At 63.5% G+C, this 13,147-nt stretch carries 11 protein-coding genes; 9 read left to right on the forward strand and 2 right to left on the reverse strand.

From position 1 onward, the window contains the following. Positions 1 to 6 precede the first annotated feature (6 nt). The 7 genes from tolR (at position 7) to ftsH (ending at position 8,516) form a co-directional block, all read left to right on the forward strand. Entirely contained in the window at positions 7 to 459 is a 453-nt protein-coding gene (gene tolR / locus ACWGS8_RS01345) for a protein TolR (protein WP_454579258.1), read from the forward strand. A gap of 7 nt (positions 460 to 466) precedes the next feature. After that, entirely contained in the window at positions 467 to 1,624 is a 1,158-nt protein-coding gene (locus ACWGS8_RS01350; RefSeq protein ID WP_454579259.1) for a TonB family protein, read from the forward strand. Between the two features lie 40 nt (positions 1,625 to 1,664). After that, positions 1,665 to 2,975, forward strand: a complete 1,311-nt coding sequence (gene tolB, locus ACWGS8_RS01355; protein ID WP_454579260.1) for a Tol-Pal system beta propeller repeat protein TolB — start codon at positions 1,665 to 1,667, stop codon at positions 2,973 to 2,975. A 235-nt stretch (positions 2,976 to 3,210) separates the two neighbouring features. Then, positions 3,211 to 3,717 (forward strand): peptidoglycan-associated lipoprotein Pal, encoded by a 507-nt coding sequence (gene pal / locus ACWGS8_RS01360; RefSeq protein WP_010912025.1) that lies wholly within the window; start codon positions 3,211 to 3,213, stop codon positions 3,715 to 3,717. A 212-nt stretch (positions 3,718 to 3,929) separates the two neighbouring features. Next, positions 3,930 to 5,042, forward strand: coding sequence for a tol-pal system protein YbgF (gene ybgF / locus ACWGS8_RS01365; protein ID WP_454579261.1), 1,113 nt, complete (start codon positions 3,930 to 3,932; stop codon positions 5,040 to 5,042). 58 nt (positions 5,043 to 5,100) lie between these two features. After that, positions 5,101 to 6,465: a tRNA lysidine(34) synthetase TilS gene (gene tilS / locus ACWGS8_RS01370; protein WP_454579262.1), complete on the forward strand. Its 1,365-nt coding sequence runs from the start codon at positions 5,101 to 5,103 to the stop codon at positions 6,463 to 6,465. A gap of 122 nt (positions 6,466 to 6,587) precedes the next feature. Continuing rightward, positions 6,588 to 8,516 carry an ATP-dependent zinc metalloprotease FtsH gene (ftsH, locus tag ACWGS8_RS01375; protein WP_019861731.1) on the forward strand — a complete coding sequence of 643 codons (1,929 nt, stop codon included), beginning with the start codon at positions 6,588 to 6,590 and terminating at the stop codon, positions 8,514 to 8,516. Positions 8,517 to 8,601: 85 nt separating this feature from the next. Here ftsH and ACWGS8_RS01380 read toward each other — a convergent pair whose 3' ends face one another. After that, entirely contained in the window at positions 8,602 to 9,060 is a 459-nt protein-coding gene (locus ACWGS8_RS01380; RefSeq protein ID WP_454579263.1) for a hypothetical protein, read from the reverse strand. Positions 9,061 to 9,354: 294 nt separating this feature from the next. Beyond that, positions 9,355 to 10,221 carry a hypothetical protein gene (locus tag ACWGS8_RS01385; RefSeq protein ID WP_454579264.1) on the reverse strand — a complete coding sequence of 289 codons (867 nt, stop codon included), beginning with the start codon at positions 10,219 to 10,221 and terminating at the stop codon, positions 9,355 to 9,357. 368 nt (positions 10,222 to 10,589) lie between these two features. Here ACWGS8_RS01385 and glmM point away from each other — a divergent pair, with 368 nt between their 5' ends. Beyond that, positions 10,590 to 11,942 (forward strand): phosphoglucosamine mutase, encoded by a 1,353-nt coding sequence (gene glmM / locus ACWGS8_RS01390; protein WP_095772060.1) that lies wholly within the window; start codon positions 10,590 to 10,592, stop codon positions 11,940 to 11,942. A gap of 281 nt (positions 11,943 to 12,223) precedes the next feature. After that, positions 12,224 to 13,057 carry an outer membrane protein gene (locus ACWGS8_RS01395; RefSeq protein ID WP_454579265.1) on the forward strand — a complete coding sequence of 278 codons (834 nt, stop codon included), beginning with the start codon at positions 12,224 to 12,226 and terminating at the stop codon, positions 13,055 to 13,057. The last annotated feature ends 90 nt before the right edge of the window (positions 13,058 to 13,147 follow it).

A 13,147-nucleotide genomic window follows, 5' to 3' on the forward strand; every position in this document is an offset into this window, starting at 1 on the left:
TAACTGATGGGTATGTCCGTAGGCATGGCGGGACGCGGCGGGCGCGGCCACAGGCGGCGCGGCCGTCACCATGGGCTGATGTCGGAAATCAATGTCACCCCGATGGTCGACGTCATGCTGGTGCTGCTGATCATCTTCATGGTCGCCGCACCGATGCTGACGGTTGGCGTGCCGATCGACCTGCCCGACACGCAGGCCAAGGCGATGAATGCCGACACGCAGCCGATCACGGTCTCGATCGACGCCACGGGCAAGATCTTCCTGCAGGAAACCGAGATCCCGATCGAGGAATTGGTGGCCAAGCTGCAGGCGATCTCGAAGACCGGTTACGAGGAGCGCATCTTCATCCGTGGTGACAAGTCCACCGACTATGGCACGGCGATGAAGGTGATGGCCCGCATTTCGGCCGCTGGTTACAAGAATATCGGATTGGTTTCGCTGCAGGAACAGGATCAATAGACGCGAGATGAAGACCGGCCTCACCACATCGGTGATCTTGCACACGGCGGTGCTGGCCTTCGGCCTGTTCACCCTGTCGGCGCCGGCCGCGCTTCCGTCCGCCGATGTCGAGTCCGTCGCGGTCGACATCGTGCCGATGGAAGCCATCGCGCAGACGCTGCAGGGCGACAAGAAGGCCGTCATGCATGAAAAGCCGGCGCCGCTGCCAACGCAGCGTCCCGACATCGTGCCGGCCGCGCAGAAGGTCGGCGAAAACAGCGTCGACACCGACAAGCCGATAACGCCGGAGGCCAAGCCGAAGCCCGTCGATATGACTTCGGCCCCGCCGCCCGCCCCGACTCCCAAGGAGATACCGAAGACCGAGGACGTGCCGAAGCCGCAGGAAAAGCCGAAGCCCATTCCGGCGACGGAAGTAGCGCCCGCGCCGACGCCGAAGGAAGAGGTCAAGCCCGAGCCGGTCAAGCAGACCGAGCCCAAGCCGACGCCGGCCAAGCCGGCGCCGACCCCGCCGCCGCAGGACAAGACCGCCGCAATAGATCCGACGCCCGAGGTTAAGCCGGATGCCGTCGCCGAGGCCATAGCCAAGGATCCGCCGACCGAAGAGACGCGGTTGCCGAGCTCGGCGCCCGCACCGGAAGCACGGCCGAAGCCGCAGCCGGCACAGGCCGAAAGCGCCAAGGCCCCCGAGCGCAAGGATGCCGACAAGCCGGTCAAGGAAGCCTCGTCGAAACCGAAGTCCGACGACAAGCAATTCAACGCGAACGAGATCTCCGCGTTGCTCGACAAGCAGAAGCCATCCGGCGGCGGCGCCAAGCGCTCGACGCAGCAGGCCTCGCTCGGCGGCGACAAGGACCAGGGTCAGAAGCTGTCCAAGTCGGAACAGGGCGCCCTGGAAAGCCAGTTGGGTGGGTGCTGGACATTGCCGGCCGGCCTTGAGGGCTCGGAGAATTTCGTCGTGGTCGTGCGCTTCAACCTGGACAATTCCGGCAAGCTCGATGGCCGCCCGTCTGTCGAGAAGTCGAGCGGCAACCGGCAGTTCGATGAAAGCGCGGTGCGCGCGGTTCAAAAATGCGACGTGGCCGGCCTGCAGGTTCCCGCCGGCAAGCAGGACATCTGGAACGACATCCGGGTCACGTTCGATCCAAGGGAGATGCTCGGCCTCTAGGCCTGGCGCCCACCCAATCAAAGAAGAGAAGCGAGAAGATATGAGATCCTTCCTCAAGCCGCTCCTGACGATTGCAGCCATGGCGCTGGGCATGACGGCCGTAGTCCCCATGCCGGCATGGGCGCTCGTCGAGCTCAACGTCAATAAGGGCAATGTCGAGCCGCTGCCGATCGCCATCACGGATTTCCAGGGCGGCGACGCGCTTGGCGCGCAGATTTCCCAGATCGTCACAGCCGACCTGAAACGCTCCGGCCTGTTCGCGCCGATCGACAAGAGCGCCTTCATCGAGAAGATCTCGAACCCGGATGCCGCCCCCCGCTTCGACGACTGGAAGGTTATCAACGCGCAGGCGCTGGTCACCGGCAGTGTCAGCAAGGAAGCCGACGGCCGCATCCGTGCGCAGTACCGGCTTTGGGACACTTTCGCTGGACAGCAGATGTCGGGTGAGCAGTTCTTCGCCAACGACGCCAACCAGCGCCGCGTCGCCCACATCATCGCCGACGCCATCTACGAGCGGCTGACCGGCGAGAAGGGGTATTTCGACACGCGTGTGGTGTTCATCGACGAGTCCGGCGCCAAGAACGCACGCAAGAAGCGCCTGGCCATCATGGACCAGGACGGCGCCAATGTCCGCTATCTCTCGGACGGACGCTCGATCGTGCTGACGCCACGTTTCTCGCCGAACCGGCAGGAAATCACCTACATGTCCTATGAAAGCGGCCAGCCGCGGGTCTATCTCCTGCAGATCGAGACCGGGCAGCGCGAACTGGTCGGCAATTTCCCGGGCATGACCTTCGCGCCGCGCTTCTCGCCCGACGGCCAGAAGGTGATCATGAGCCTGCTGCGCGACGACGGCAATTCCAACATCTTCGCCATGGACCTGCGTAGCCGCTCGACGACACGGCTGACCAACTCGACCGCCATCGACACCTCGCCTTCCTATTCACCGGACGGCAGCAAGGTGGTGTTCACCTCCGACCGCGGCGGCCGCGCGCAGATCTATGTGATGGGCGCCGACGGCTCGGGCCAGACCCGCATCTCCTTCGGCGACGGCGTCTATTCGACGCCGGTGTGGTCGCCGCGCGGCGATCTCATCGCCTTCACCAAGCAGACCGGCGGCGAGTTCCAGATCGGTGTCATGAAGACCGACGGCTCTGGCGAGCGCATCCTGTCGTCCGGTTTCCAGCAGGAAGGACCGACCTGGGCGCCGAATGGCCGCGTCTTGATGTTCTTCCGCGACTCCAATGGTGGTCCGAAACTGGTTTCGGTCGACCTCACCGGCCGCAACGAGCAGCCGATCCCGACCTCGAATTTTGCTTCGGACCCGGCATGGTCGCCGCTGCTGGAATAGCGTCGGCCGAATTGCCACACATGCTGAAAAGGGGCCGTTTCGGCCCCTTTTCCATGCCTTCGTCGCGTTTTGGCCGCATTTCCGCCTAGGGTCCGCGCCAACTGTGACCCTGGATCATAAGGTTGCGGACGGGCGGCCTAAACCAAATTTTAACCGTGTTTCTTGAATGCCGGTTAACCCAAACGTGGTTACTGGGTGATCAACGAAATCACTCGAAATGCGAAGGAGAGGCGGCATGGGCCGTATCGCAGCACTTACCAGAAACCCGGTCATGATCGCGCTGGTGGCGATGCTCGCCATCGCCGGTTGCGCTTCCAAGAAAACACCGAACAATGCCGCCGACCTCGGTCTCAATGGCGCCGGTGCCGCAACGCCCGGCTCGGCGCAGGACTTCACCGTCAACATCGGCGACCGCATCTTCTTTGATACGGACTCGTCCTCGATCCGCGCCGACGCGCAGACGACGCTCGCCCGCCAAGCGCAGTGGCTGAACCAGTACAAGCAGTATGCCATCGTCGTCGAAGGTCATGCCGACGAGCGCGGCACGCGCGAATACAATCTGGCGCTCGGCGCCCGCCGCGCCGCGGCCGCCCGCGACTTCCTGGTTTCCAAGGGTGTCGCTTCCAGCCGTCTGAAGACCATTTCCTACGGCAAGGAACGTCCGGTCGCGGTGTGCGACGACATCTCCTGCTGGTCGCAGAACCGCCGCGCCGTCACCACGCTCAGCGGCGCCGGTTCCTGAGTTGCCCGCGCGTCGGGGGACGCGAGCGCGCCGACTGGCAAAAATGCAACACAGCTTCGCGAAAGGCGGCCTTCGGGCCGCCTTTTTCATATCCGGGTGTCCGAAACAAAATTTGGCCGAAGTCTCGCGTCCTGCTATGAGCCGAGGGCGCTTGGCTGGTCCCATTCTGATTGGAAGGCGCGAACAGACTAACGACACACGGCGAGAGGCACATGCATTTGAGATCGGTTCTGAGCGGCACGCTTGCGGCGCTGCTCCTATCAGGCTTCACCGCCCTGGCAAGCGGTCCGGGCGCAGGCGGCACAGGGCAGTCAACCGACAGCGGCTTTTCCTTCCATCTGCCGAGCATCGAACTGCCCAGCCTCTTCGGCGACAAGAAGAAACCCGACCAGGTACAGCTCGCGCAGCAGTCAAACGGCGCCGGGGCTACCGGGCTCGAGGACCAGCTGCGCCAGATGAACGGCAAGATCGAGGAGCTCAATTTCCAGATCCTGCAGATGCAGGAACAGATCCGCAAGCAGCAGGAAGACAACGAGTTCCGCTTCCAGCAGCTGGAAGGCGGCGCGCAAGGCGGACAGCCTCCGGCGCAGAAAAAATCCGACGCCACCACCGGCGCCAACACCGATGTGGCGGCGGCCCCGGCAACCCAGGCTCCGACCGATGCCGCCGCCGCGCCCGGCGGTAATCAGTCCGCAGGCGGCAAGACGGTCGAGGACGTCATCGTCGAATCGCCCGATGGTGACCCAGGCAAGGTGATCCCCGGCACGGGAGCGCAGGAAAAGACCTTTGGTTCGATCACCGTCGACAAGAACGGCAATGTGATCGATGCCGGCGGCAACACCCAGTCGACCACGCCGGCGCAAGATACTGCCCCGGCCACCGGCGCTCCGGCTAAGGCCGGCAAGTCCAATGGCACGATCGTCGCGGCGCTGCCCTCCACAAAAGACCCGGAAGAACTCTACCGCAATTCCTATCAGTTCATCCTGTCGGGCGATTACAGCACCGCCGAACAGGGTTTTCGCGATCATATCTCGCGCTTCCCGCGCGATGCAAAGACGGCGGACGCGCATTACTGGCTGGGTGAATCGCTGCTTGGCCAGCAGAAATACCGCGACGCGGCGGAGGTCTTCCTCGCCGCCAGCAAGGACTATCCGAAGGCCAAGAAGGCACCTGACATGCTGTTGAAGCTCGGCGTGTCGCTGGTCGGCCTCAAGCAGCACGACGTCGCCTGCGCCACCTTCAGCGAAGTCGGCAAGCGCTACCCCGATATCTCCAATGCACTCAAGGAACGCGTCAAGCAGGAGAAGGCCCTGGCTGCGTGCTGATTTTTCCCAAGCATGTCCTGAGCCCAGGACCGCGACTGCTTTTGGACGACATGCGTTGATGCTCGACACCGAGCCTGATCTTTCGACCAGACTTTTTTCGCATATCGATTTTGCCCACGGCGCCGTTGCGGCCGTCTCCGGCGGCAGCGACTCGACCGCCCTGCTTCTCCTTCTCAAACACCATCTCGACCGAACCGCATCGTCCGCGAAGCTGCTGGCCGTGACGATCGACCATGGCTTGCGTCAGGGTTCGGCAGCCGAGGCGCAAGCCGTGGCGAAGCTGTGCGCTGAGCGCGGCATCGCCCACCGCATCCTGGCCTGGTCCGGGCGCAAGCCATCGACTGGCCTGCCGGCGGCGGCGCGGGAAGCGCGCTACCATCTGCTGGCCGAGGCGGCGCGCGCGGAGGGCATCGGCCTGATCGTCACCGGTCATACCGCCGACGACCAGGCCGAGACGGTGCTGATGCGGCATGCACGGGGCCGGGAGCTTGCCGACATGGCAGGCCGTGGGCTTGCCGGCATGGCGCCGGCCACCCTCTATGACTGGCGCGAGTGGATCGTTCGCCCGCTTCTGGGCACCCGACGCTCGGCGCTTCGCGATTTCCTGCGGCGCGAACATATCGGCTGGGCCGATGACCCGACCAATATCGACGAGGCCTTCGAGCGCCCGCGCGTGCGCGCAGCACTTGCCGGCGAAAGTGCCGAGCATATGGAGAATGCGCTGCGGCTCGCCGGCCACGCCGCGGTCGAGCGCAGGCAGCTTGGCGCCAGCGCCGCCGGTCTGATCCGTCGCTTCGCCAGCCAGCCGAGCACGGGCCTCACCCGGCTCGATCCCGCTCTGCTGATCGCGGACGACCAAGCGGCTATCTATGCCATGCGCATCCTGCTGGCCACCGTCGGCGGCGTTACCTTCCTGCCGGACCAGGCGCGCAGCGCGGCGCTGTTCGGCCGGCTGAAGGCTGGATTTCTTTGCGCCACATTGTCGCGGACGGTGGTCGATTTGCGGCGGGCAGGTCTCTTCCTGCGCCGCGAGGCGCGGGGTTTGCCGCCCGCCGCCACCGCTGTCGACAACACCATCTGGGATGGCCGCCGCCACATCACATTGAACGACAGGTCCGGCGCATTGTTGATCGTCCCGTTGGGGGCGACAGCAGCGAGGCGGCTGGCGATCGATGATGGAGAAACCCCGGCAAGGCTGATGCGTGCCGCACTGGCCGCGGAACCGACATTGCGGCAAGCCCTTGAAAACCCTGGTTTGCCGCAGGGCGAGCCGCGCTCGCCAGCGTTGGCGGCGCGACCGGTCGTGTCGCCGTTTGCCCGCTTCCTGCCGTCTTTCGATCTGGCGCCGGCGCGGGCCGTCGCCGAACTGATCGGCGCGTCACCGCTTCCCGCTTCGCCATTGGGCGGCCACAGTGCCGATTGACGGTGGTCGAAAGCTTAACCCAGACTTGCTGTTCTGCTTGGCAAGGGGAGACGCTCTCCCTATGTTAGGCCCAAGTTTCCTCTCATGATGCTGTCCGTGCGCGGACGCCAACGGGACAATTGATGAATCCGAACTATCGCAACCTCGCGCTCTGGGCGATCATAGCGGTCCTGCTCATCGCTCTCTTCAATCTGTTCCAGACGCCGCAGACGCGCGGGGCTTCGAGCGACGTGCCTTATTCGCAGTTCCTGCAGGATGTCGCGGCCGGTCGGGTCAAGACGGTGACCATCGCGGGCGCCCGCATCACCGGCACCTACACCGACAATTCCACCGGCTTCCAGACCTATTCGCCCGGCGATCCCCAGTTGGTCTCGCGGCTGCAGGACAAGAATGTCACCATCAATGCGCGGCCTGAAACCGACGGTTCCAATTCGCTGTTCGGCTACCTGATCTCCTGGCTGCCGATGATCCTGATCCTCGGCGTCTGGATATTCTTCATGCGCCAGATGCAGTCCGGATCCGGGCGCGCCATGGGTTTTGGCAAGTCGAAGGCCAAGCTTCTGACCGAGGCGCATGGCCGCGTCACCTTCCAGGACGTCGCCGGTGTCGACGAGGCCAAGGAAGATCTGGAAGAGATCGTCGAGTTCCTGCGCGATCCGCAGAAGTTCCAGCGCCTCGGCGGCAAGATTCCGCGCGGCGTGCTTCTGGTCGGCCCTCCCGGCACCGGCAAGACGCTGCTCGCCCGCTCGGTCGCCGGCGAAGCCAACGTGCCGTTCTTCACCATTTCGGGTTCGGACTTCGTCGAGATGTTCGTCGGCGTCGGTGCATCGCGCGTGCGTGACATGTTCGACCAGGCCAAGAAGAACGCGCCCTGCATCATCTTCATTGACGAAATCGACGCGGTCGGGCGCCATCGCGGCGCCGGCCTCGGCGGCGGCAATGACGAGCGCGAGCAGACGCTGAACCAGCTGCTGGTCGAGATGGACGGCTTCGAATCCAACGAAAGCATCATCCTGATCGCCGCCACCAACCGGCCCGACGTGCTCGATCCGGCGCTGCTCAGACCAGGCCGTTTCGACCGCCAGGTGGTGGTGCCGAACCCTGACATCGTCGGCCGCGAGAAGATCCTCAAGGTGCATGTGCGCAACGTGCCGCTGGCGCCCAATGTCGACCTCAAGGTGGTCGCGCGCGGCACGCCGGGCTTCTCCGGCGCCGACCTGATGAACCTGGTCAACGAGTCGGCGCTGATGGCTGCGCGACGCAACAAGCGCCTCGTCACGATGGCCGAGTTCGAGGACGCCAAGGACAAGATCATGATGGGCGCCGAGCGCCGCTCGTCGGCCATGACCCAGGCCGAGAAGGAGCTGACCGCCTATCACGAGGCCGGCCACGCCATACTGGCGCTCAACGTGCCGTCGGCCGACCCGCTGCACAAGGCCACCATCATCCCGCGTGGCCGCGCGCTCGGCATGGTCATGCAGTTGCCGGAAGGCGACCGCTATTCGATGAGCTACAAATACATGATCTCGCGCCTCGCCATCATGATGGGCGGCCGCGTCGCCGAGGAGTTCAAGTTCGGCAAGGAGAACATCACCTCGGGCGCCTCTTCCGACATCGAACAGGCGACCAAGCTGGCGCGCGCCATGGTCACGCGCTGGGGCTTCTCCGACAAGCTCGGCCATGTCGCCTATGGCGACAACCAGGAAGAGGTGTTCCTTGGCCATTCCGTGGCGCGCACGCAGAACATCTCGGAAGAGACCGCGCAGATCATCGACGCCGAAGTGCGCCGCCTGATCGACGAGGCCTATTCGACGGCGAAGTCCATCCTGACCAAGAAGAAGAAGGAATGGATCGCGCTGGCGCAGGGCTTGCTCGAATACGAGACGCTGTCGGGCGACGAGATCAAGCAATTGATCGCCGGCGAAAAGCCCGCGCGCGACCTCGGCGACGACACGCCGCCCAGCCGCGGCTCGGCCGTGCCGAAGTCCGGCGGCCGCCGGAAGAAAGGCCCCGAGCCCGAAGGCGGCATGGAGCCGCAGCCATCGAGCTGAACCAGGGCGGAAAGCAGATCCTCGGGACAAGCCCGAGGATCACGGCTCAACGTCCGCGTGACCGCTTTATCCGCGGTATTCGATTTTATGATTCAGCTTTCAGCCGCGCATTGCACAGGCTGTAATAACCGCCGCCCTTCTGGATCCAGCGAAGGCCGTTCAACGTACCCGCCTCCTTGTTGCCGTGGTAACCCTGCAGGCAGGTCTTCATCCGCGCCTTCGCGGGCTTTTCGGTCTTGAACTCGGCGGCGAGGGTGGTCGGGAATGTCACGCCTGACGGCGCTACAGTGGGGGCGACCGCCGCGTCGGTTTCCTTTTTCGGCTGCGGCGCGGTTTTGACGGCATCCCCGCTGACACTCTCCGCAGCGGGCGTCGCGCATTTCTCCTTGCGGAAAGCGGCCCAGTCCATGCCGTTCAAAGTGCCGCCTTCTTTGGCTGTCCGATAGGTCTCGCCGCATTCCTTCATCGTCAGTGCGCTTGCAGGGGCGACGCTCCAAGCAACCGATGCCGTCACAGCCAATACCGCCAATTTCAAATTGGGCATAAGATCCTCCCGGTTGATAACAAGTTAGACATCCTTTTGTATACTGTTTGTTCCTGATATGTTCAACTAGAATCTTTGGGAGCCAGCGATAAGCCCGGCGGTGGGCAGTGTGGGCGAATTGATGCCGACAGCTCCCGCGATAGATGCGAGCAAGGCCGCGGGCGTCGTCGCGAGCAACAAAAGGCCCGCGAAGCAGATGCATCGCGGGCCTTTGCCTGTCCTTGCCAGACTTTCCGTCTAACTCAATTCGATCTCAACCGGCCCATGCCTCATCGATCCGGGGGAATGCGTGGCTTAGCCCTTCAGCTTGGCGTTGCACAGGCTGTAGAAGCCGCCGCCCTTCTGGATCCACTTCAGGCCGCCAAGCGCATTGGCGTCCTTGAGGGCATAGTACTGGTCGAGGCAAGTGTGCATGCGGCCCTTTCCGGGGGTCTCGCTGGCATATTTCGTCGAGATCGCGGACGGGAAGGTGACGCCCTTGGGCGCAACCGTCGTCGGCTTTGCCGGCTCCTTGGTGTAAGTTGCTTCGCTCGGAGCAGGCACGCTGTCGTCATCGGAGGCGGCGGCGCCGCATTCGGCCTTGCGGAAGTCGTTCCACTTCTGGCCCTTCAGCGTGTTCGCCGTCTTGGCAGCCTGGTACTTGGCGCCGCACTCGGCCATGGTCAGGCCCTTGCCGTCGGCGGGAGCCGCGGCGGCCTTGGTGGTTGCCGGCTTGGTGGTTGCAGGCTTGGTGGTGTCAGCGGCGGCGGATGCGCCGGCGGCGCATTCGGTCTTGCGGAAGTCGTTCCACTTCATGCCGTTCAGCGTGCCGGCGGCCTTCGCCGCCTGGTACTTGGTGCTGCATTCCTTGGCCGTCAGGCCTTTCGCGGTGCTGTCGGCTGCCGCGGCGGCGGCCTTGGCCGGCTTCGTTTCGGTGGCCTTGGCCGGCTTCGTTTCGGCCGCCTTGGTCGTGGCCGGCTTGGTGTCCGTGGTGGCGGCGGCATCGGTGCCGCATTGTGCCTTGCGGAACTGGTTCCAGGTCTGTCCGGCCAGTGTCCCCGCATCCTTGGCGGCGTTATACTTCGTGCTGCACTCGGCCATCGTCAGTGCGTTGGCTGGCGCGGCCAGAAACAACGTCACTACGGCGAGGCCGGTCAAAGTGGCAAGTCGGTGGATGAGCATGGCGTTTCTCCGTTGCAGCAGCCCATTATACGTCCCAGCGAATCAATAACGCTCAACGGTCGGTTGCGCCAGATGCTAAGTGGCGTATATATCGCCCAAAGCTCGCTTCTCCCGATAAGGTGATGAAATCATTGTTCCTTACCGGGTCAAAAACAAGATTTTCCGCGTGCATCCGCAGCGAATAGCTCGCAGAACTGGTATATTGCGACGCCGCGGTGGCGCCATGTCAGGACGCAGCCTTGTTGTGTGCGGTGCACAACAATGATTTTCTAAGGATTGGTTACATATAATCACACAATGTGATCATGGCGCGCTGGCCAATTATGGCATGAGATGCCGGCAAAGAACCTTTAGGGAATTGAACTCGCATGGCAGGGAATTACTTCGGCACGGACGGCATCCGCGGGCGCGCCAACAAGTTTCCGATGACCGCGGAAATCGCCATGCGGGTCGGCATGGCCGCGGGGCTTTCGTTCCAACGCGGCAGCCACCGCCACCGCGTCGTTCTGGGCAAGGACACCCGGCTTTCCGGCTACATGATCGAGAATGCGATGGTGGCGGGTCTTTGCGCCGCCGGTATGGATGTGTTCCTGCTCGGACCGATCCCGACGCCCGCCGTCGCGATGCTGGTGCGTTCACTGCGCGCCGATATCGGCGTCATGATCTCGGCTTCGCACAACCCCTATTACGACAACGGCATCAAGCTGTTCGGGCCGGACGGCTACAAGCTCTCGGACGAGATCGAAGAGCGCATCGAGAGCATGCTCGACAAGGATATCGAACTGACACTCGCCGATTCCGACGGGCTTGGCCGCGCCAAGCGTGTCGACGGCGTGCATGACCGCTACATCGAGTTCGCCAAGCGCACATTGCCGCGCTCGATGTCGCTTTCGGGCCTCAGGATCGTCGTCGATTGCGCCAATGGCGCGGCCTACAAGGTGGCCCCCGAGGCGCTGTGGGAACTCGGCGCCGAAGTCGTGGCCATCAATGTCGAGCCCAATGGCTTCAACATCAATAAGGAATGCGGCTCGACCCATCCGGCCGGCCTGCAGAAGAAGGTGCATGAAGTGCGCGCCGATATCGGCATCGCGCTCGATGGCGATGCAGACCGCGTCGTCATCGTCGACGAGAACGGCGCGATCGTCGACGGCGACCAGATCATGGCGATGATCGCCGAGTCCTGGCACCAGAGCGGACGGCTTGCCGGCGGCGGCGTGGTTTCGACGGTCATGTCCAATCTCGGCCTCGAACGCTTCCTCGGCGACATGAAACTACAGTTGCACCGCACCAAGGTCGGCGACCGCTATGTCGTGGAGCATATGCGCGCGCATGGGCTCAATGTCGGCGGCGAACAGTCCGGCCACATCGTGCTGTCGGATTTCTCGACCACCGGCGACGGCCTGGTGTCGGCGCTGCAGGTGCTGGCCTGCATCAAGCGCCAGGGACGTCCGGTCAGCGAACTGTCGAAGAAGTTCGAGCCGGTGCCGCAACTCTTGAAGAATGTCCGTATCGCCGGCGGCAAGCCGCTCGAGGAAGCTCCGGTCAAGGCCGCGATCGAGGATGCGCGCAACCGTCTCGGCAAGGCCGGGCGTCTCGTCATCCGTCCGTCCGGCACCGAGCCGCTGATCCGTGTCATGGCCGAGGGCGACGATCCGCAGCTGGTCGAGGCCGTCGTCAACGACATTGTCGAGGTCATTTCGGAGACCCGCAGCGCCGCCTGATCTCCGGCGCCCTCAGAGTGTTTCACCGTTTCACGGAATTGCTCCGGGGCGCCACGTCGCTGCTCGGTTGCATCCAGGCCCGCCTTTTCGGCGGGCTTTTTTGTTGGCCGGGGATCGACCCCCTTACTATCGAAATCATGCCCGGATTCCTCGAATTTTACAGATTCGTGGTTAATCGACAGGGTTAAACGCCTTTTAACTTTTCCAATTCATTATCCACGCCTGAAAGCCAATCTCGTTCGGACGCGATCGCGTGCCGAGGGTTCCTAGGGGTGACAAGCATGTTCAATACAGCAAGAAAGGCCCTGCTCGCGCTGCTGTTCGCGGGCCTGGCCTGGCCAGTGTTCGCAGCCGACCTGCCTGAGCCGCAGGTCGAAGAGGCGCCGCCGCCGGTCTACGAGCAACCGGTCGACGTCGGCGGCTGGTATATCCGTGGCGACATCGACTATCACAAGTCCGATGTGCGCGGCATCGACTACATGACCTACGGCATCGATCCCTGTAATTGTACGGTCATACCGGGCGGCAAGAGTTTCGACTACGGCAAGCTCAAGGGCGGCTTCTCGCTCGGCGGCGGTGTCGGCTACAAGATCAATGAGCACCTCCGTGCGGACGTGACCGCCGACTACTGGTTCAAGTCGAACTTCAACGGCGGTACCTCGGATCTCGTCTCGACCTCGACCGAAGTGTCGAAGATGAGCGCCCTGTTGCTGCTGGCCAACGCCTATGTCGATATCGGCACCTGGCACGGCATCACGCCTTATGTCGGCGCCGGTATCGGCGGCGCGCGGGTCAAGTGGGATACCCTCTACGACCCGAACACCACCGAGACCAATCCCGGAGCATCGAACTGGCGCTTCGCCTACGCGCTCATGGCCGGTGCCTCCTATTGCTTGACCGACAAGATCATCCTCGATGCGGGCTATCGCTTCTCCCATATCCAGGGCGGCCGCATGTTCGAATGGGATGCGAGCAGCGCCGGCCCGGGCTTCGACCGCGGCATCAACACCCACGAGGTGCGCGGCGGCCTGCGCTATCAGTTCGGCGGCAACAATGGGTGTGCGGCACCGGTGGTGGCCTATCAGCCTGAACCTGAGCCGATCTACACCAAGTAAGACCTATTCGAGAAATCACAGAGCCGCCCGGCACAGCCGGGCGGTTTTCGTTTGAGCTGGCGCCAACGAATTGCCTGGAGCATCGCCTCG

The organism is Mesorhizobium sp. 43Arga (genome assembly GCF_053714255.1).